This window comes from Candidatus Phycosocius spiralis (assembly GCF_030158815.1).
Lineage (GTDB): Bacteria > Pseudomonadota > Alphaproteobacteria > Caulobacterales > Aquidulcibacteraceae > Aquidulcibacter > Aquidulcibacter spiralis.
In genome coordinates this window covers 15,243-31,974 of the sequence record NZ_BPFZ01000007.1, presented here as the reverse complement: position 1 = coordinate 31,974, position 16,732 = coordinate 15,243, and the positions used below count along the sequence as shown (strand labels likewise).

The following is a 16,732-nucleotide window of genomic DNA, read 5'->3' as shown; positions in this document are numbered from 1 at the left end:
CATTGCTAAAGACATATCGATTCAATTTCAATGACAAAGTCATTGATAACAAAACGCCAATTTTGCTCACAACACCCAATCAAACAGATCCTCGCAACTGAACTTCGCTGAGAGCAGTCCCTCATTGGTTAAACCCGAACTGATACAAGGTGAATGCAAAACGATCTGCAAATCCGTAAACTGGATGCCCACTAAGCCGCTGGTAACTCAAGGACAAAGCGGGCACCTTGGCCCTCGGTGCGATTTTCAACCCACAAAATCCCGCCGTGACTTTCGGCTATTTGTCGGGCGATGGCAAGGCCCAAGCCTGAATGTTTGCCAAAGGCGGCTTGGCCTTCTTCGCCGACACTGGTTGGACGATGGGTGTAAAAGCGTTTGAATACACTTTGCAGGGCTTCTTGCGGGATACCTGGGCCTTCATCTTCTACTTGGACACACACCTTTTCATGTTCGCGCGTCCCGCGCAAATAAATGTTAGCTTGGGCTGGGGAAAAGGACAAAGCATTGTCGAGTAAATTTGTTAGAACACGAGAAATGGCTTCTTCGCGGGCGCTAACCAATAATCGATCGGTTTCGTCTGTATGCTGAACAATGATCTTAACTTGGTGCGCATGTGCTATGGATGCATAAACCCGACCCATGTCATCAATCATATCCGCCATTGCAAATTTTTTCTGGCTGGCACGCGCTAGTTCGGCATCTAGGCGCGAGGCATTGGCAATGTCAGTGACCAGACGATCAACGCGTCGTGCATCTGAAAGGATTATGGATTCAAGTTTTGCTTTACTTTCCTCGCTTGTCGCGCGCGGTAATAATTCAGCGGCGTTGCGTATGGCCGCTAGCGGATTTTTAATCTCATGCGCCACATCGGCAGCAAAACTTTCATTGGCATTGATACGATCTTGCAGTGTTTGTGTCATGGCGGCCAAGGCATCAGCTAAGTCACCAATCTCATCGGGACGCTGGCGGAGTTTGTCCGCCCCCAGGGCCTGTGCGCGTCCACGGCGGACATCATCAGCGGCAGCGGCCAGTCGGCGTAAGGGCACTGCAATCGACCACGCCAATAAGGTGGCAGAAAGTGCGGTGACCAATATGGCCGATAAAATGAAGGGGTAAAGTGCACGACGCTCGGCATCAACAATTTCAGATACATCGCTACTTTCAAGTGTTAAAACGCCAACCACCGCGCGTATACGCTGGATGGGTACTGTGACCGAAACAACCCGTCGCCCATTCTCGTCAAAGCGTTCACTTTGAACGACTTGACCTTGTAAGGCTGTTGAGATTTCCCGGATGAGCGCTTTGTGTGGGTCGTCACTGGCCCCTTGAATAAAGACCCGAGCATTGGCGACCGCGCGGTCGGCTACGTCAACCACATCTGGTGCTGCTGGGCCTAGGGGAGGGAGTTGGCGGACCTCGACAGTGTCATCTAAGACTGAACTATCAGCAATTGGTCTAAGTTCTCGATCAAACAAGCGTAGCCTTGCGCCTGGCTCACGCGTTAATTGCCGCAAGATTGCACGGGCACGCATTTCATCCAATGCGGGCAACGCGTCAGGTGGAATGGCCGCTTCTGCGATCACACTGGCAATGGTGGAACCTTGAGCGCGTAGCGCTTCCATGCGTGCCTTGGTCAGACCAGATCTTAACTCATTGAACAAAAGCGAACCCAGCACCAAAATGAGGATGCCGGCGAAATTTGCAATAAAGATGATGCCCGCAATCCCGCCACGCCTATGGCGCCTTTGGGTTTTGCCAAAGGACTCTGTAGCGTTGTGTTTAGGCTTCTTTATAGCGATACCCAACCCCATACAATGTCTCGATGGCATCAAACTCGCCATCGACTTCTCGGAATTTTTTGCGTACCCGCTTTACGTGACTATCGATCGTGCGATCATCCACATACACACTGTCATCATAGGCTGCATCCATAAGCTGATCGCGACTTTTGACAAAACCTGGACGGTGCGCAAGTGCTTGCAACAACAAGAATTCGGTTACAGTCAGACGTACAGGCTTACCTTTCCAGAAGGAAGCATGTCGGTTTGGATCCATGGTCAACGACCCACGCGTGACAATCTTTTTATCACCATCAAGTGGTTGATCCCCTTCTTCAGGGGAGTCTAAAGGTCTCGAACGGCGCAGCACTGCCTTGACACGCTCTGAAAGCAAGCGGGTTGAGAAGGGTTTACGGATGAAATCGTCAGCGCCGACTGAAAAGCCAATGACCTCATCGATCTCATCATCTTTTGAGGTCAGAAAGATAACTGGAACATCAGAACTTTCGCGGACACGGCGCAATAATTCAACCCCGTCCATCCTTGGCATTTTGATGTCCAAGATCGCTATGTCAGGAGGGTCAGCAATAAGAGCAGGAAGTGCAGTGGCACCATCGGGATAAGTGCGCACCTCATAGCCTTCACTTTGAAACAATATTACAAGTGAAGCACGAATGTTTTCGTCGTCATCGACCAAGGCAATTGTCGTCATGCTTTATGCTATAAGGTGGTTTGTGGCCGCATGTTACCCCTTCAAGGGCAAGAATAAGGCAAATTGAGTGTTAATGCAGAGGCGAACTGCATAATCTTACAATCATTAGCTCGCTTTGACTTGGGAGTCGAGGGCCATCTCCTTGGCCAGATAGGCCAAAGCGAAATCAGTAAGTTCAAATTGGGGCTCATACCACCCCTCTTCAATCCCAGGAGGGCTAGCCGCATCCAAGATGGTATGAATTTCACTGCTTTCATCATTCCAGATGATGGAAACTTCCCTCAAGCGCGACACTTCACGGCCCAAAGTCTGGACAATCACAACATCGGCCATGCGTCGTGCACTGACTCGCAACAATGATAAGCCCCCACCAATGTCTTCACACAAGTCGGCATACGATAAGATAACATTCAACAAAGCCCCTGTTGGCGGTGCTACTAATACGGGGCTAGGCACTTTTGGCGCTTTGGAATTGCGGCGGGACTGTGGATAAGCAAGAATTGTCATGAAGGGATCTCCTGATTTCTACAAGACCCTTGTGAATTATGTTGACGTCAAAACTGGACGTAGCGCGGCTACGGCCCTCACGAGCGCACTGGCGCGACGCGACCCATGCCACAAGCCATTGTTTGCCAAGAACGAGTCCTATAAGCAAATCCGCGTTTCTAGCAGGAAAGCTAAAATCAGATGCCGTCCCATACTGACCTTGCCAATGCCATTCGCTTTCTTTCCATGGATAGCGTTCAGGCTGCAAATTCTGGACACCCAGGTATGCCCATGGGAATGGCAGATGTCGCGACTGTACTCTTTACCAAATTCTTAAAATTTGATGCGCATGCGCCCAATTGGCCAGACCGTGATCGGTTCGTTTTATCGGCGGGACATGGATCGATGTTGATCTATTCTTTGCTGCATTTAACAGGCTATGAAGCCATGACGATCGAACAGCTCAAGGCGTTTCGGCAAATAGGCGCGCTCACAGCGGGTCATCCTGAATATGGCCATGTCCAAGGCGTTGAGACGACGACTGGGCCACTGGGTCAGGGTATTTCAACAGCTGTTGGTATGGCCATGGCAGAAGCGCATCTGCGCGCAAACTGGGGCGCTGACCTGTGCGATCACCGCACCTGGGTGATTGCTTCCGACGGCGATCTGATGGAGGGCATCAGCCAAGAGGCGATTTCTTTAGCCGGTCATCTAAATCTCAATCGCCTTATCGTCTTATGGGACGACAATGAGATCTCAATTGACGGGGCACTATCGGTTGCGGAATCTGGCGATCAGCTCTTGCGTTTTAAGGCCGCAGGTTGGGAAGCGGTGCGCGTCGACGGCCATGATCCCGAAGCCCTTGAAGCTGCGATGGCGGCAGCCATTGTTTCCGTGAAGCCAAGCTTAATCGCGTGTCGAACCCAAATCGGATTTGGTGCACCAAACTTAGCCGGGACCGCAAAGACCCACGGATCCCCACTGGGTATGCAGGAAATAGCAGCGACACGGGCGGCCCTCAATTGGCCCCACGCCCCCTTTGTGGTGCCAGAAGAGATTGGTGCCACTTGGCGTGCGGCTGGTCAAAAAGGAGCTAAAGCGCACGCCGCTTGGCACAAGCGCCTAGCGCAACATCCAAACCGCGCAGCGTTTGAAGATCTAATCGAAACCAAAATCGACCCTGTACCATTGCGCAACTTGATCAAAGCGCATTGTGCAGAGATAGCTCAACACGCTCCAAGCCTTGCCACACGGGAAAGTTCTGGCGCGGCTTTAGAAGTGTTGGTACCTGAATTAGATTGCCTGATGGGTGGCTCTGCCGATTTGACAGGCTCAGTCAATACCAAGGTCGCTGGCATGAAGGCCTTTGGTCCCAATGCTTATCAGGAGCGCTATGTGCATTATGGCGTGCGCGAACACGCCATGGCAGCTGCCATGAACGGTATGGCCCTTCATGGGGGGGTCCTTCCTTATTCAGGAACCTTTTTAGTCTTTGCCGACTATCTGCGCCCCGCATTGCGTTTAGGTGCATTGATGGGTGTACGCACCATTCATGTATTGACACACGATAGTATTGGTCTCGGCGAAGACGGGCCGACCCACCAACCCGTTGAAACGCTCGCCTCCTTGCGTGCCATCCCCAATGTGTTGGTATTTCGTCCCTGCGACCCTGTTGAAGTCGCCGAATGTTGGGAATTGGCTATTTTGGCCGAGCAATCTCCTTCTGTTTTATCGCTCACTCGTCAAAAGCTTTCATTCCAACGCTGTGAGGGCTCGCCCATCAATCGCAGCGCGCAGGGTGCATATGTCATGTCCCCTGCCCAGCACCCAGAAAAAGCGGTTCTCATCGCCACAGGTTCTGAAGTTGAGCTTGCTATGAAAGCACAAACTCAGTTGGCACAGCGCGGCATCGGGGTGCGGGTAGTTTCAGCACCCTGCCTTGAATTATTTGAGGCCCAAACTTTTGAATACCAAAATGAGGTGCTGGGGGGTGATCTGCCCAAGATTGCGATTGAAGCGGCTGTGCGTTTTGGTTGGGATCGTTGGATCGGGCCACAAGGCATGTTTATCGGCATGAAAGGCTTTGGCGCTTCTGGGCCCTATCAAGAGCTTTATGCGCATTTTGGCATTACGTCTGAGGCGATTTGTGCCGCTGTGCTTGGCCTTGATTGAAAATGACACCCCTTGTTCTTTTCTGAGAATACCCATCAAAGCGCGTGCTTGTTCTACAGGGTGGCTTGGTGGACGCACCATATCTAGAAACGTGAGACGATACTGTTGGATCCATATGTCCCCATGCACCTCAGGTGCATGGGGACACACGGAATAAGGCGTCCGATGTAGGACCAAGACCCGTTTTTCGACTTAGGCGTGTCCAATCATCAAGCTTACCGGATGGCAATGGAGCTGGTTGACGGTTCCAAGCCGATCCATTTTCATGAATTGATTGGTGGAACGTTGTGATGCATCCGTTCAGACACCAAATCACTCAACGGTCACTGATTTTGCCAGATTGCGCGGCTGGTCGACGTCTGTGCCCTTGGCTAAGGCAACATGGTAAGCCAACAAATGAATCAAGGGTGAATAAACGATGGGTGCCACGAAGGGATCGGCTTTGGGGGCTTCAATCACATGGCGCGCGACATCACCTGCTTCTTCAATGCCTTGCGCATCAGAGAATAATGTCACACGGCCTTTGCGTGCCGCAATTTCTTGCACGTTAGAAATCGTTTTTTCAAACAAATGATCATAAGGCGCGATCGCAAACACCGGCGTCACTTCATCGATAAGCGCGATAGGGCCATGTTTCAGCTCCCCCGCCGCATAGCCTTCAGCATGGATATAACTGATTTCTTTCAGCTTTAAGGCAGCTTCCAGTGCGATCGGATAAGACATGCCCCGCCCAATATAGATGATGGAGCGAGCGTGGCTGGACTCTTTAGCGGCAGCGGCAATAGCGGCTTCAACTTTTATTGCTTCACCTATCAGGCGCGGCGTTTCCATGAGTAGATGGCAGAGGTGGCGCTCTTCCCCGCGGTCGATTTTTTGACGCGTCCGTGCAGCGGCAACTGCAATTGCGGCCAAAGCTGATAATTGCGCAACAAAGGCCTTTGTAGAAGCCACGCCAATTTCGGGGCCGGCGAGGGTCGGTAGGATTGCATCAGCCTCGCGCGCAATCGAACTTTCAGGCACATTAACAACAGCGATGGTCTTCCAGCCCTTACGTTTACAAAGGCGAAGTGCTTCGAGCGTATCGGCGGTTTCCCCAGATTGGGAGATGAATAAAGCCGCTGCCCGACCTGCAGCTACGGGTTCGCGGTAGCGAAATTCAGAGGCGATATCGACTTCACAGGCGAGGCCCGCCACTTGCTCAAACCAATATTCGCCAACCCGACCCGCGAGATAAGCGGTGCCGCAACCCACGATCCACAATTGGTCAATAACAGCAAAATCGACACCACAATTGGGTAAAGCTAATGTTTCTTCCAAAGGATCAATATAATGACCTATGGTGCGGGCAGCAGCGTCAGGCTCCTCATGAATTTCCTTTTGCATATAATGACGATAATTGCCTTTTTCGACCGCAGCAGCACTTGCGGCAACAGATTTGACCTCACGGGTTACAGGCTGGTGACCCGCATCATAAATCGCGTGACTGGTGCGGGTTAGCACAACAAGATCGCCTTCATCGAGATAAATGACGCGGTTGGTAAAAGGCGCAACGGCAATACCGTCCGAGCCCAAATACATCTCACCCTCACCTACACCAACGACTAAGGGGCTGCCTTGCCGTGCGCCGATAAGAAGATCATTTTCGCCAGCAAATAAGCAGGCAATCGCAAAAGCCCCACGTACCCGTTTAAGCGCTTCAACGACCGCTTCTTTTGGATTGGCCCCAAGCTCTAAAGCGAGTGAGATCAATTGGGTAATGACTTCTGTGTCCGTTTCTGAATCAAAAATACGACCCTCGGCCTCAAGTTCGCTGCGTAAAGTACGAAAATTTTCGATGATGCCGTTGTGCACCACTGCCACGCGGGTAGTGGCATGGGGGTGGGCATTGCGGGTTGTAGGCGCACCATGGGTCGCCCATCTGGTATGACCGATGCCGGTTAGCCCTGCCAAAGGTTTTTGGACCAATACATCTTCAAGGTTCTTGATCTTGCCATGCGCCCGGCGTCTTTCAATGAGGCCATCCACCAAAGTGGCAACGCCAGCACTATCATAGCCGCGATATTCTAACCGCTTTAGCGCTTCTATTAAGCGTGCCGTAACACCTTGTTGACCCAGAATTCCAATGATGCCGCACATGCCGAAGCGTCCTTTAAGTCAAACATGGTCAATCATTCTCCACGCTAATAGAAAGCATAGTCCAATAAGACCAGCCTTATCTCTGTCACATTTGGTGACAGCACATTGCATGAGATCTAATTCCCTAATGTCACGCTTAGGGCTTTATGGTGATGTGACAGCTTCAATATGCTGTAGGAAGTTGCCTACTACCAGCGCTGTTTCCTTTGGCATTTCCTCTTGCGGCAGATGGCCAATGCCTGGATAGCTTACGAACTTTGCGCCTTTAATCTCTCGGGCAAAGCGGCGGGCGTCTGAGAGGGGGATCCATGGATCTTCCTCCCCCCACAGAATTAAAGTAGGCACTTTAATAGTTGGAATCGATTGATAAGCGTCGGGCAGATTGGGTTTGGCGCGCATTCTGTCCAAGGTCGCTTGTCGGTTACCTTCGCGCATGAGTAGGTCATAATAACGCTGCACCATATGGGGCGTTACCAAAGCATCATCGACCATAACCTGTTTCAAATTGGCCGCAATCATGCCTTTGGTGGTGCACACTGATAAGGCTTCCCCTAATATCGGTGCGCGCGCGATGCGAAACACAAGCGGTATGGCCTTCGTTTCTCTTGGGTAACCTGCTGCATCTACCAAAATGAGACCGGATAATTTTTCGGGGTGCGCTAAAGCATAGCGCCATGCCACACCACCCCCCATAGAATGACCTGCGAGAACAAATCGGCTGACGCCAAAATACTGGGCCAATTCATCAACCACCTGCACATAGCTTGCCCCATCATAACGCCGACTTTTAGATGGCCCGGTTAGGCCGTGGCCCGGAAAATCAAAGCTGATCAATCGCCAGTTTGCCTTCAAGACCTCTACCCAACGCTCCCAGGTATGAAGCGAGGCGTTGGAACCATGGGCAAGTATCAAGACCGGGCCATCGCGTGGGCCTTCATCGCGCACATGCAACCTAACCCCGTCACTAAGGCTGATAAAGGCTGAGGTATTGGACCTATATCGCGCTTCCGCCACGGCCTTGGGCATGTCTGTGCTGCAAGCGGTGACGCTCAGACCCGCTAAACCCATCATCATCAGTGCTCTTAAAGCTTGCCAAGGCTTGTGACGTTTGAGCATTTGTTACCAAACCCCTTGATTGGGTGCACTCACCCAAGGTTCTTGCGGGGCAAGGGGTTGTCCTTTCTGGAGCAATTCTACCGATATGCCATCAGGCGAGCGGACAAAGGCCATATGGCCATCGCGGGGTGGCCGGTTAATCACTACGCCACGGGCAGCAAGATGGGCGCATAAAGTATAAATATCATCAACGCGGTAAGCCAAATGGCCAAAATTTCGACCACCCTCATAAGTCACTTCATCCCAATTATGGGTTAGCTCCAGCATCGGAAAGCCTGCTGGCAAGCCAGGTGTGGAGGTTTCGGCATGGGCCTTAAAGCGTTCCGCATCACCTTGTGTTGCTAAAAACACCAAAGTAAAGCGCCCCTGCTCATTTTGGGTTCGGCGCACTTCGATCAATCCCAAACCGCCGCAGAAAAAATCAAGAGCTGCGTCTAAATTTCCAACGCGGATCATCGTATGCAAATAGTCCATAATCCAGCCTTTCACCCTGCTAAAGGTAAACTGAGGTTTCAGTCGCGTAACGTTCGCTACGCGCTTGATGCAAGGCGACCTTAAGGGCGGCACCAAACGCGCGTCGCTCATCCGAGGAAAGGCAATTGGCCAAAGGCAATTCCCCACCCCCGGCGGCTAACACAACTTTGGCTTCATCGGCCTTGTGCTCTTCAATCACCACGCGCGCAAAACTAGGCGGGACGCGCCACCAGCCCACTCGCCCCTTAGGGCAAGTCTTGGAAATAGCAATCTGTGAAGCGCTGACCTTGACGGTCTCGCATTCGCGCGTGCCTGCCTTGAAATTGGCTTTAAAGGCCAAATAAACCAACAAGACGTCCAATCCAAAAAATCCAACAATTGGCCAAGCACCTATTGATATAAAAACTAAGCTGACAGAGATGCTCATCGCAATCAAAGCCAGCATAAAGATCAGGAAGCCCCGCTTGGACAAGGAACGGTTGGGACGCAGCACGGCATCCATATAAATGGCATCGCCTGAGGAAAATTCAGGCGGTTGCGCAAGCGTTGTGATCAGACTGCTCATGCCTATAACCTAGCGCAAAAAACGATAAAGGACAGCGCCTTTATTCTGGCTGTATTGCCACGGCGCATCATGACTATACGATAAAGACTTCGCTGCTTAAATCGGTGCCATGAAAACCCCAGCCAAAGCCCCAAAGTCAAAGCTAAAGCGCGATGCAATCGCAGCCCTTTATGCCCAATTGGCTAAAGAGCGCCCTGATCCCAAAACCGAATTGCATTATTCTAACCCCTATACTTTGCTGGTGGCGGTCGCACTATCAGCACAAACCACCGATATTGCCGTCAATAAGGCCACCAATGGGCTCTTTGCTGCTGCTGATACCCCGGCTAAAATGGTAGCTTTGGGCGAAAAAAAAGTGGCCGATTTCATCAAAACCATCGGTCTTTGGCGCATTAAGGCAAAAAATGTCATAGCCCTATCTCGTCTGTTGCTTGAACATCATGGTGGCGAAGTTCCCCGCGACCGCGATGCATTAACAGCCCTACCAGGCGTGGGCCGAAAGACAGCTAATGTTGTTTTGAACGAAGCCTTTGGTGAACCCACTATCGCGGTCGATACCCATATTTTTAGGGTAAGCAATCGAACAGGTCTGGCTCCGGGCAAAACGCCTGACCAAGTGGAAGCGATTTTAGATCGCGTCACACCAAGCGCTTATAAACAGGGCGCGCACCATTGGTTGATCCTGCATGGGCGCTATGTCTGTGATGCCCGCAAGCCCGCATGCTGGCGCTGTGGGATCGCCAACCTATGTCACTATAAGCCCAAAACACCCAATCCTGCCGATCAAGTCAAAACCCTAAAGCATAAGGCCAAGCTTTAGGCTGTTAAGGCTAGGTCGCCAGCACGCAATTCACACCCTATAAAGCGCACTTCTTACCTTTACTCCCAGTTTGGAGCCTATCCTCATGTCTATGATCCGCCCTGTCCGCACTGCCCTTATTTCGGTTTCGGACAAGACTGGCTTGATCGAGATGGCAAAGGATTTGGCAAGCCAAGGCGTGCGCTTGATCTCAACGGGCGGGACCAGCAAAGCACTCGCCGCTGCGGGGCTTTCGGTTGTGGACGTGGCTGACATCACGGGCTTTCCCGAAATGATGGATGGCCGGGTTAAGACCTTACATCCCAATGTACATGGCGGGCTTCTAGCTTTGCGCGACCACCCAGAGCATCAAAGCGCGATGAGCGCGCATGGCATATCAGGCATCGACCTCTTATGGGTAAATCTCTATCCATTTGAAGCGACCCTGGCGGCAGGTTCGGACTTTGAGACCTGCGTTGAGAACATTGATATTGGTGGCCCGGCGATGATCCGGGCGGGTGCCAAGAACTTTGGATGGTGCGCCGTTGCGACGGACCTTGATGATGTCAAAGCGGTTTTACGCGATATGGCGGACCTTGGCGGCACCACTGAGGCCACCCGCAAAAAGCTCGCCGCTAAAGCTTATGCCCGCACCGCCGTTTATGATGCCGCGATTTCAAACTGGTACGCCGATCAGGTCGGAGAAAATAGCCCAGACTGGCGCGCCTTTGGTGGATCCAAAGTCCAAACCCTGCGCTATGGCGAGAATCCCCATCAAGTCGCCGCCTTTTACCGCACGACCGAGAACCGGGCCGGCGTTTCCACCGCCCGCCAGCTGCAAGGCAAGGAATTATCCTATAACAATTTGAATGACACCGATGCGGCCTATGAGTTGGTCGCTGAGTTTGATGCCCATGAAGCGGCGGGTGTCGCGATTATCAAACACGCCAATCCCTGTGGTGTGGCATTGGGTAAAAGCCTCAAAGAAGCCTATGAGCGCGCGCTGGCGTGTGATCCGGTTTCGGCCTTTGGCGGGATTGTGGCGTGTAACCGCACACTCGATGGCGCTGCCGCCGAAGAAATTATCAAGATTTTTACCGAAGTAGTCATCGCGCCCGATGCCGACGAAGAAGCTAAAGCTATTTTTGCAACCAAGAAGAATTTGCGACTTTTGCTGGCTGGCGGGCTCCCGGACCCAAGCCAAGCGGGCTTGACCTGGCGCACATTGGCAGGTGGCTTTTTGGTGCAAAACCGCGATACGGGGCGCATCACCTTGCCCGATCTAAAGATCGTCACCAAGCGCGCCCCAACGCCTCAAGAAATCAGCGATATGTTGTTTGCATTCCGGGTCGCCAAGCATGTTAAATCCAATGCTATTGTCTATGCGAAACAGGGCGTAACAGCGGGGATTGGAGCTGGGCAAATGAACCGGCGCGATTCCGCGCGTATCGCTGCCGTGCGCGCTGTTGAGGCCGCAGAGACAGCTGGGTGGCCAAAGCCTGCGACCATGGGATCGGCCTGTGCATCTGACGCCTTTTTCCCGTTTGCAGATGGCTTGATCCAAGCCATTGAAGCGGGTGCAACCGCTGTTATCCAACCAGGTGGCTCTATCCGCGATGATGAGGTGATTGCGGCAGCCGATGAAGCAGGCATCACTATGGTATTCACAAACATGCGCCATTTCCGTCATTAGAGTGGGCGATAGCTGCCATGAGAAAGCTGCCCGTTGAAACGCTCGCAGCCCGCGCCGAACGCTTTGCACCTTTTTACCGTATTGTGAAACCAGTAGGTCCAGGGCCATTTCCTACTGTCGTGTATTTGCATGGCTGCGGCGATGCTAACGGGCCACAACCTCATTACGCCACCGCTGCGGCCGCGCGTGGGGTGGCTTCCATACTGGTCAATTCGTTTGCGCCGCGCGGTATCACTCTCCTAGAAGCCCGTTTATTGGTGTGTAGCGGCATGCGACTTTGGGGCCGGGAGCGGGCGGGCGATGTACTTGCCTCCCTCGATTGGGCACGCAACCAAAACTGGGTTGATAAAGCTCGATTAGGTCTAGCGGGTTGGAGCCATGGTGCTTGGTCAATCATGGATGCGTTAGCTCTGGGTCAAGAATGTGCCCGCCACGCACATTTGGAAGCTCTGCCCCATGACCTATTTGCTGGTCTAAAAACTACTTTTTTAGTCTATCCATGGTGTGGGATTGGCGCACAAACCTTATCACGCGGCTGGACAAAGACAATCCCAACTGCCTTTATCTTGGCTCAAAATGATAGCCTCGCCGGCATTAGCCTACCCCTTAAGGCCGCTGAGCTTTTATCCAACACGGGCTGCCATGTTGAGACGCACATTTACCCCGGTGCCACCCATTCATTTGATGAAGAAACCTCCGTCAACCCGACCTTTCGATATGAAGCAAGTAAAGCACGTGATGCCCACACCCGCTTCGCCAATTGGATGGCGCGTTTTCTGGTTTAGGGATTTGAGTTCGTCACTCCTATTGATGGAAAGAATGGATCGAGGTCAAGCCTAGCCAAATTCAACTGCGGCAGACAAGACCCGATAAGTCGGGCGACCAAGGGCGGCGAACCCTAGGACGATCCCAATCAATGCGAACGCGCAGACGCCAGCAAACACAATAGAACCAACCAATCTCAAGTCCAACACCCATTGCGCCTCCAGCGCCCCAGTAACGATGAAATAGGCCGCACCCAGGCCCAGGCCTGAGCCAATGAGTGCGGCAATCAACCCGGCGCAGGCCTGCTCAATCGCCATCGCCGCGACAATACGGGCCCGACTTGCGCCAAGGCTTTTCATGATCGCGGCCTCATAAAGGCGTCGTCTACTACCCGCCGCCAAAGCGCCCGCGACAGCGGCAGCGCCCGCGACCAATGCCACCGCCGCAATCGCCTGAATGGCGATGGCAAGGCTTTCGAATAAATCCCCTGCTGCCGCGAGTGCTTCACGCACACGCACGATGCCAACGGCTGGAAAATCCAGCGCTAAGGCCGCAGTCATTTTGGTTTCTTGGGCGGGGGTCAGGCGTGCAATGGCAAAATGGCGAAACTGCGCCCCTTCAAAAGCGCCGGGGGCAAAAACCAGTGCGAAATTGGCCCCAAACCCACCCCAATCGACTTTGCGCAGATTATCAATGCGCGCTTCCACTTCGCGGCCAGACACTAAAATGCCCAACCGATCGCCCACTTTGGCGCCAATGCCTTTGGCGGCGTCCACTTCAACGCTAACCCGCGCATCGGTGGGGTCGTTCCAGTTTCGCGGCCACCAATCGCCCTCAACGATTCTGGCACTTGCCGGGAGTGTCGCTTGCCATGTTGCGCCGATTTCCTGCTCAACGAACCAGCGTTCGGAGGCCTTTACTTTTTCAACGTCAATCTCTTGCCCATTTAGGGAGATGACCCGGATCGTCATCACCGGCGTGCGGCCATAATCTTCGGCCTTCAATTCGGGCAAGGTTTTGCGCACCAAAGCATCAAACGCCGCGGCCTTCGCATCGGGAATTTCGGTATAGGCCACACTGGGTGCTTTAGCGGGTGCCGTGTCGCGAACTTGGGCGACCAAATTGGATTGGATTTGCCCAAGTGCTACCAAAAGCGCCAAGCCCAATCCTAAAGCGGGCGCTGCGGTAGGGGCTAAAGAACCTGGACCCCCAAGGGCTGCAAGCCCTAATCCTAACGCGCCACCCGGACGTGGGGCCCGGTGGGCCAAAACTTGCGCGGCTTTTCCTAAACCATAAAAGGCGAGCCAGCCGATGCCTGACCCAATCGCCAATAGTACAGCCATGCCGGGGTCAGGGCTTGTCCAAGCAAAAAGAGCCACCAAAGCCACAAGGCCGAGGCCTGCAGCACTTCTTTCCAGAAGTGGCGATGGGCTATCGTCATCGCCGCCACGCAATAAATGAGAAGGCGGGGTGGCGCGCGCGGCACCAAGCGGTAGGGCTGCAAAGGCAAAAGCGCACACAAGGCCAATGCCAAAGGCCGAGGCCAAAGGCTTTGGAAAAAGAGCGAGATCAATGGGGATCGGCAAAGCGCTGCCATAGACCCAAGACGTTAGAAATGGTGCGGCACCACCCAAGATAACGCCCAGCAATGCCCCCAAGCAAGCCAAGCAGAGGATTTGAATGCCATAGGCCAAGCGCACATCGCCACCCGATGCCCCCATCGCTTTTAGGATCGCGATTGAGCTACGCCGGGTTTGTAAATGCCCCCGAACGGCCCCCGCCACGCCCAAACCACCCGCGAGCAAGGCTGCAAAGCCAACGCAGGACAAAAAGAGCTCCATCCGGTCAAGCGCGCGATCAAACCCTTCGGCTGAGCGCGCCTTATCGCGCAGGCTTGTCGCATCCAACGGAAAGGCCTTTTCAAAGGCTGCTTTGGTCTGGGCGGCGGCGCTTGGATTGGTGAGTTTCACCCGCAAAGCGGACGAAAACAAAGCACCGGGTTGGGCGAGATTTAGGGGCTGTAGAGCCTTGGTTGAAATCATCAAGCGCGGCGAAAAGGCAAAGCCACGGCCCAAGGCGTCTGGCTCTTTCAGGAGGACGGCGCGGATCTGCACCTTGCCATAGGGTAGCTCCAGTGTATCGCCCACTTTGAGCTTAAAGGCGTCGAGGAGAGCTTGTTCAGCCACCCCACCCCACACGCCGTCTTTTTTCATTAAGAGCTCTTGCAAGGGCGCTTGGGGCGCCAAAGTGATCGTCCCTTCCAGTGGGTGGGTCTGATCGACTGCGCGTAATTGGATCAGGCGACGCCCACCCCCTGAGCCGCCCATCGTATTGCTATCAATGGCGGTGGAAATGGTGCCTCGTGCCTGAAAAAACGCAAGCTGTTGCGGGCTTGGCGTACGTTGGCGTAGGGCAAGCACAAAGTCACCGCCCAATATCCGCCGTTGCTCTGCATCCAGTCCAGATCGAAACGCCTGCGCCATACTGCCCGCTGCGGCAATGGCGGCAACCCCGATGGCCAGGCAGACCAAAAAGAGGCGAAAGCCCTTAATGCCACCGCGTAGCTCGGTCAGCGCAATGCGTGCGCCATAGCGCCAGCGGGTCATGAAACCACCTTGCCATCATCCAAATGGATAATGCGATCACAGGCGGCGGCTAGGCTCGCTTCATGGGTCACCAAGACCAAAGCAGCACCTTGACTGCGCGCGGCACTCAACAATAGATCGCGCACCAATTGGCCTGCCGCTTGATCGAGATTGCCGGTCGGCTCATCGGCGAAAATCAATTTGGGTTCAATCACGGTGGCCCGTGCGACGGCAACGCGCTGCTGCTCCCCACCCGAAAGCTGGCTTGGATAATGCTTGAGCCGATGAAGGAGGCCCACTTGATCAAGCGCATGGGCGGCGCGGTCGCGGGCGGCTTTGCCTGTAGCAATGTCGGCCGTTTCAAGGGCGATCGCGACATTTTCTAGGGCGGTCATATTGGGTAATAGGTGAAAGGCTTGAAACACAATGCCAATGTGGCCCCGGCGCACGGCGGCCAATTGATCCTCGTTCAATCCAACCAATTGAGTGCCTAAGAGCTTGATCGAGCCCGATGTGGCCGGCTCTAAACCTGTTGCCACCGCCAAAAGGCTAGACTTGCCAGAACCAGAGCGCCCGGTAATAGCAACGCTCTCCCCCGCGCGGATTTCTCCATCAATACCTTTTAAGATCGCAACCGGCCCATCAACGCCAGGCAGAGACAAAGTTACATTGGTTAGGGAAAGCAGGATTTCAGATTGGATCATAGACTGCACATAATCCTGAAAGGGGCTGTCGCAATGGGGGGAATGGATTAAATAAGCGCCATGCTCTTAAAGACTCCTCAATCACGCATGCGCCGGGCCTTTGTCACAGGTGGGGTTGCGGCATGTTTGTGGGTTCCAAGCATTAACGCACAGGCGAGTAATGCTACCCAGCGACCCTATAGCATCGTAGCCTTGGGCGATTCACTTACCGCTGGCTTTGGGATTAAGCGCAGCGAAGCTTTTCCGGCACGCTTAGAAGCCCGGTTAAAAGCCTCTGGTTATCAGGTGCGCATCGCCAATGCGGGGCTATCGGGTGATACCAGCGCTGGGGCGCTGGCGCGTTTTGATTTTGCGGTACCCCGTGACACCGATGGGCTTATCCTGGCTATTGGTGCCAACGATATGCTCCAAGGGCGCAGCCCGGAAGATGCCAAGCGCGCGATTGAAGCTATTTTGGTTCGCGCGAAAGCCCGTGGGCTGAAGGTAGCGCTTTTGGGCATGCGGGCACCTAGCAATTGGGGCGCTGATTATCGCAAACGCTTTGATGCAATTTATCCCACACTTGCAGCCAAATACGCCGTAGCGCTTGACCCATTTGTTTTAGAGGGCGTTGCCCTTGTCCCAAGTCTTAATCAAAGCGATGGGATCCATCCCAATTCAATCGGCGCTGAGCGTATCGCTGCCCGACTAACCCCGTTCATCGCTAAGTCCTTTGGCCTTAAGCCCACCCGCCGCTAAACTCCCTGA

At 53.6% G+C, this 16,732-nt stretch carries 14 protein-coding genes; 5 read left to right on the top strand and 9 right to left on the bottom strand.

Annotated elements, in window-relative coordinates:
- Positions 1-191: 191 nt before the first annotated feature.
- The 3 genes from PsB1_RS06585 to PsB1_RS06575 all read right to left on the bottom strand — a co-directional run bounded on the left by PsB1_RS06585 (position 192) and on the right by PsB1_RS06575 (position 2,997).
- Positions 192-1,829, bottom strand: coding sequence for a sensor histidine kinase (locus PsB1_RS06585; protein ID WP_284359913.1), 1,638 nt, complete (start codon positions 1,827-1,829; stop codon positions 192-194).
- The gene (locus tag PsB1_RS06580) at positions 1,780-2,490 is read right to left on the bottom strand and encodes a response regulator transcription factor (protein WP_284359912.1); all 711 of its coding nucleotides are present in this window, start codon (positions 2,488-2,490) and stop codon (positions 1,780-1,782) included. Before PsB1_RS06580 ends, PsB1_RS06585 begins: the two co-directional genes overlap by 50 nt.
- A 105-nt stretch (positions 2,491-2,595) precedes the next feature.
- Positions 2,596-2,997 (bottom strand): hypothetical protein, encoded by a 402-nt coding sequence (locus PsB1_RS06575; protein WP_284359910.1) that lies wholly within the window; start codon positions 2,995-2,997, stop codon positions 2,596-2,598.
- A gap of 180 nt (positions 2,998-3,177) precedes the next feature.
- On the opposite strand from PsB1_RS06575, the gene tkt reads away from it, so the two are divergent.
- A complete protein-coding gene (tkt, locus tag PsB1_RS06570; protein ID WP_284359909.1) occupies positions 3,178-5,148 on the top strand; it encodes a transketolase in 1,971 nt (656 codons plus the stop codon).
- Between the two features lie 312 nt (positions 5,149-5,460).
- Here tkt and glmS read toward each other — a convergent pair whose 3' ends face one another.
- From glmS to PsB1_RS06550, 4 genes are all read right to left on the bottom strand, one after another.
- Entirely contained in the window at positions 5,461-7,284 is a 1,824-nt protein-coding gene (gene glmS, locus PsB1_RS06565) for a glutamine--fructose-6-phosphate transaminase (isomerizing) (RefSeq protein ID WP_284359908.1), read from the bottom strand.
- 144 nt (positions 7,285-7,428) lie between these two features.
- Positions 7,429-8,400: an alpha/beta hydrolase gene (locus PsB1_RS06560; RefSeq protein ID WP_284359906.1), complete on the bottom strand. Its 972-nt coding sequence runs from the start codon at positions 8,398-8,400 to the stop codon at positions 7,429-7,431.
- A 3-nt stretch (positions 8,401-8,403) separates the two neighbouring features.
- Entirely contained in the window at positions 8,404-8,874 is a 471-nt protein-coding gene (locus PsB1_RS06555) for a VOC family protein (protein ID WP_284359905.1), read from the bottom strand.
- A 19-nt stretch (positions 8,875-8,893) separates the two neighbouring features.
- Positions 8,894-9,439 (bottom strand): DUF2244 domain-containing protein, encoded by a 546-nt coding sequence (locus tag PsB1_RS06550; RefSeq protein ID WP_284359904.1) that lies wholly within the window; start codon positions 9,437-9,439, stop codon positions 8,894-8,896.
- 109 nt (positions 9,440-9,548) lie between these two features.
- On the opposite strand from PsB1_RS06550, the gene nth reads away from it, so the two are divergent.
- The 3 genes from nth to PsB1_RS06535 all read left to right on the top strand — a co-directional run bounded on the left by nth (position 9,549) and on the right by PsB1_RS06535 (position 12,716).
- Entirely contained in the window at positions 9,549-10,259 is a 711-nt protein-coding gene (gene nth, locus PsB1_RS06545; protein WP_284359903.1) for an endonuclease III, read from the top strand.
- A gap of 85 nt (positions 10,260-10,344) precedes the next feature.
- Positions 10,345-11,931, top strand: coding sequence for a bifunctional phosphoribosylaminoimidazolecarboxamide formyltransferase/IMP cyclohydrolase (gene purH, locus PsB1_RS06540; RefSeq protein WP_284359901.1), 1,587 nt, complete (start codon positions 10,345-10,347; stop codon positions 11,929-11,931).
- 17 nt (positions 11,932-11,948) lie between these two features.
- A complete protein-coding gene (locus PsB1_RS06535; protein WP_284359900.1) occupies positions 11,949-12,716 on the top strand; it encodes a dienelactone hydrolase family protein in 768 nt (255 codons plus the stop codon).
- Between the two features lie 51 nt (positions 12,717-12,767).
- Here PsB1_RS06535 and PsB1_RS06530 read toward each other — a convergent pair whose 3' ends face one another.
- Both PsB1_RS06530 and PsB1_RS06525 read right to left on the bottom strand, forming a co-directional pair.
- Positions 12,768-15,302 (bottom strand): ABC transporter permease, encoded by a 2,535-nt coding sequence (locus tag PsB1_RS06530; RefSeq protein ID WP_284359898.1) that lies wholly within the window; start codon positions 15,300-15,302, stop codon positions 12,768-12,770.
- Complete coding sequence (locus PsB1_RS06525; protein WP_284359896.1) at positions 15,299-15,985, bottom strand: ABC transporter ATP-binding protein; 687 nt, start codon at positions 15,983-15,985, stop codon at positions 15,299-15,301. Before PsB1_RS06525 ends, PsB1_RS06530 begins: the two co-directional genes overlap by 4 nt.
- Positions 15,986-16,045: 60 nt before the next feature.
- On the opposite strand from PsB1_RS06525, the gene PsB1_RS06520 reads away from it, so the two are divergent.
- Positions 16,046-16,723 carry an arylesterase gene (locus PsB1_RS06520; RefSeq protein ID WP_284359895.1) on the top strand — a complete coding sequence of 226 codons (678 nt, stop codon included), beginning with the start codon at positions 16,046-16,048 and terminating at the stop codon, positions 16,721-16,723.
- Positions 16,724-16,732 lie beyond the last annotated feature (9 nt).

Bases quoted from the DNA above. Each gene is read 5' to 3' on its own strand.
- PsB1_RS06535 (WP_284359900.1), top strand. From the start codon at position 11,949: ATGAGAAAGCTGCCCGTTGAAACGCTCGCAGCCCGCGCCGAACGCTTT.
- nth (WP_284359903.1), top strand. From the start codon at position 9,549: ATGAAAACCCCAGCCAAAGCCCCAAAGTCAAAGCTAAAGCGCGATGCA.
- tkt (WP_284359909.1), top strand. From the start codon at position 3,178: ATGCCGTCCCATACTGACCTTGCCAATGCCATTCGCTTTCTTTCCATG.
- PsB1_RS06585 (WP_284359913.1), bottom strand. From the start codon at position 1,829: ATGCCATCGAGACATTGTATGGGGTTGGGTATCGCTATAAAGAAGCCT.
- PsB1_RS06520 (WP_284359895.1), top strand. From the start codon at position 16,046: ATGCTCTTAAAGACTCCTCAATCACGCATGCGCCGGGCCTTTGTCACA.
- PsB1_RS06575 (WP_284359910.1), bottom strand. From the start codon at position 2,997: ATGACAATTCTTGCTTATCCACAGTCCCGCCGCAATTCCAAAGCGCCA.
- PsB1_RS06550 (WP_284359904.1), bottom strand. From the start codon at position 9,439: ATGAGCAGTCTGATCACAACGCTTGCGCAACCGCCTGAATTTTCCTCA.
- PsB1_RS06525 (WP_284359896.1), bottom strand. From the start codon at position 15,985: ATGATCCAATCTGAAATCCTGCTTTCCCTAACCAATGTAACTTTGTCT.
- PsB1_RS06530 (WP_284359898.1), bottom strand. From the start codon at position 15,302: ATGACCCGCTGGCGCTATGGCGCACGCATTGCGCTGACCGAGCTACGC.
- purH (WP_284359901.1), top strand. From the start codon at position 10,345: ATGTCTATGATCCGCCCTGTCCGCACTGCCCTTATTTCGGTTTCGGAC.
- PsB1_RS06560 (WP_284359906.1), bottom strand. From the start codon at position 8,400: ATGCTCAAACGTCACAAGCCTTGGCAAGCTTTAAGAGCACTGATGATG.
- PsB1_RS06580 (WP_284359912.1), bottom strand. From the start codon at position 2,490: ATGACGACAATTGCCTTGGTCGATGACGACGAAAACATTCGTGCTTCA.
- PsB1_RS06555 (WP_284359905.1), bottom strand. From the start codon at position 8,874: ATGGACTATTTGCATACGATGATCCGCGTTGGAAATTTAGACGCAGCT.
- glmS (WP_284359908.1), bottom strand. From the start codon at position 7,284: ATGTGCGGCATCATTGGAATTCTGGGTCAACAAGGTGTTACGGCACGC.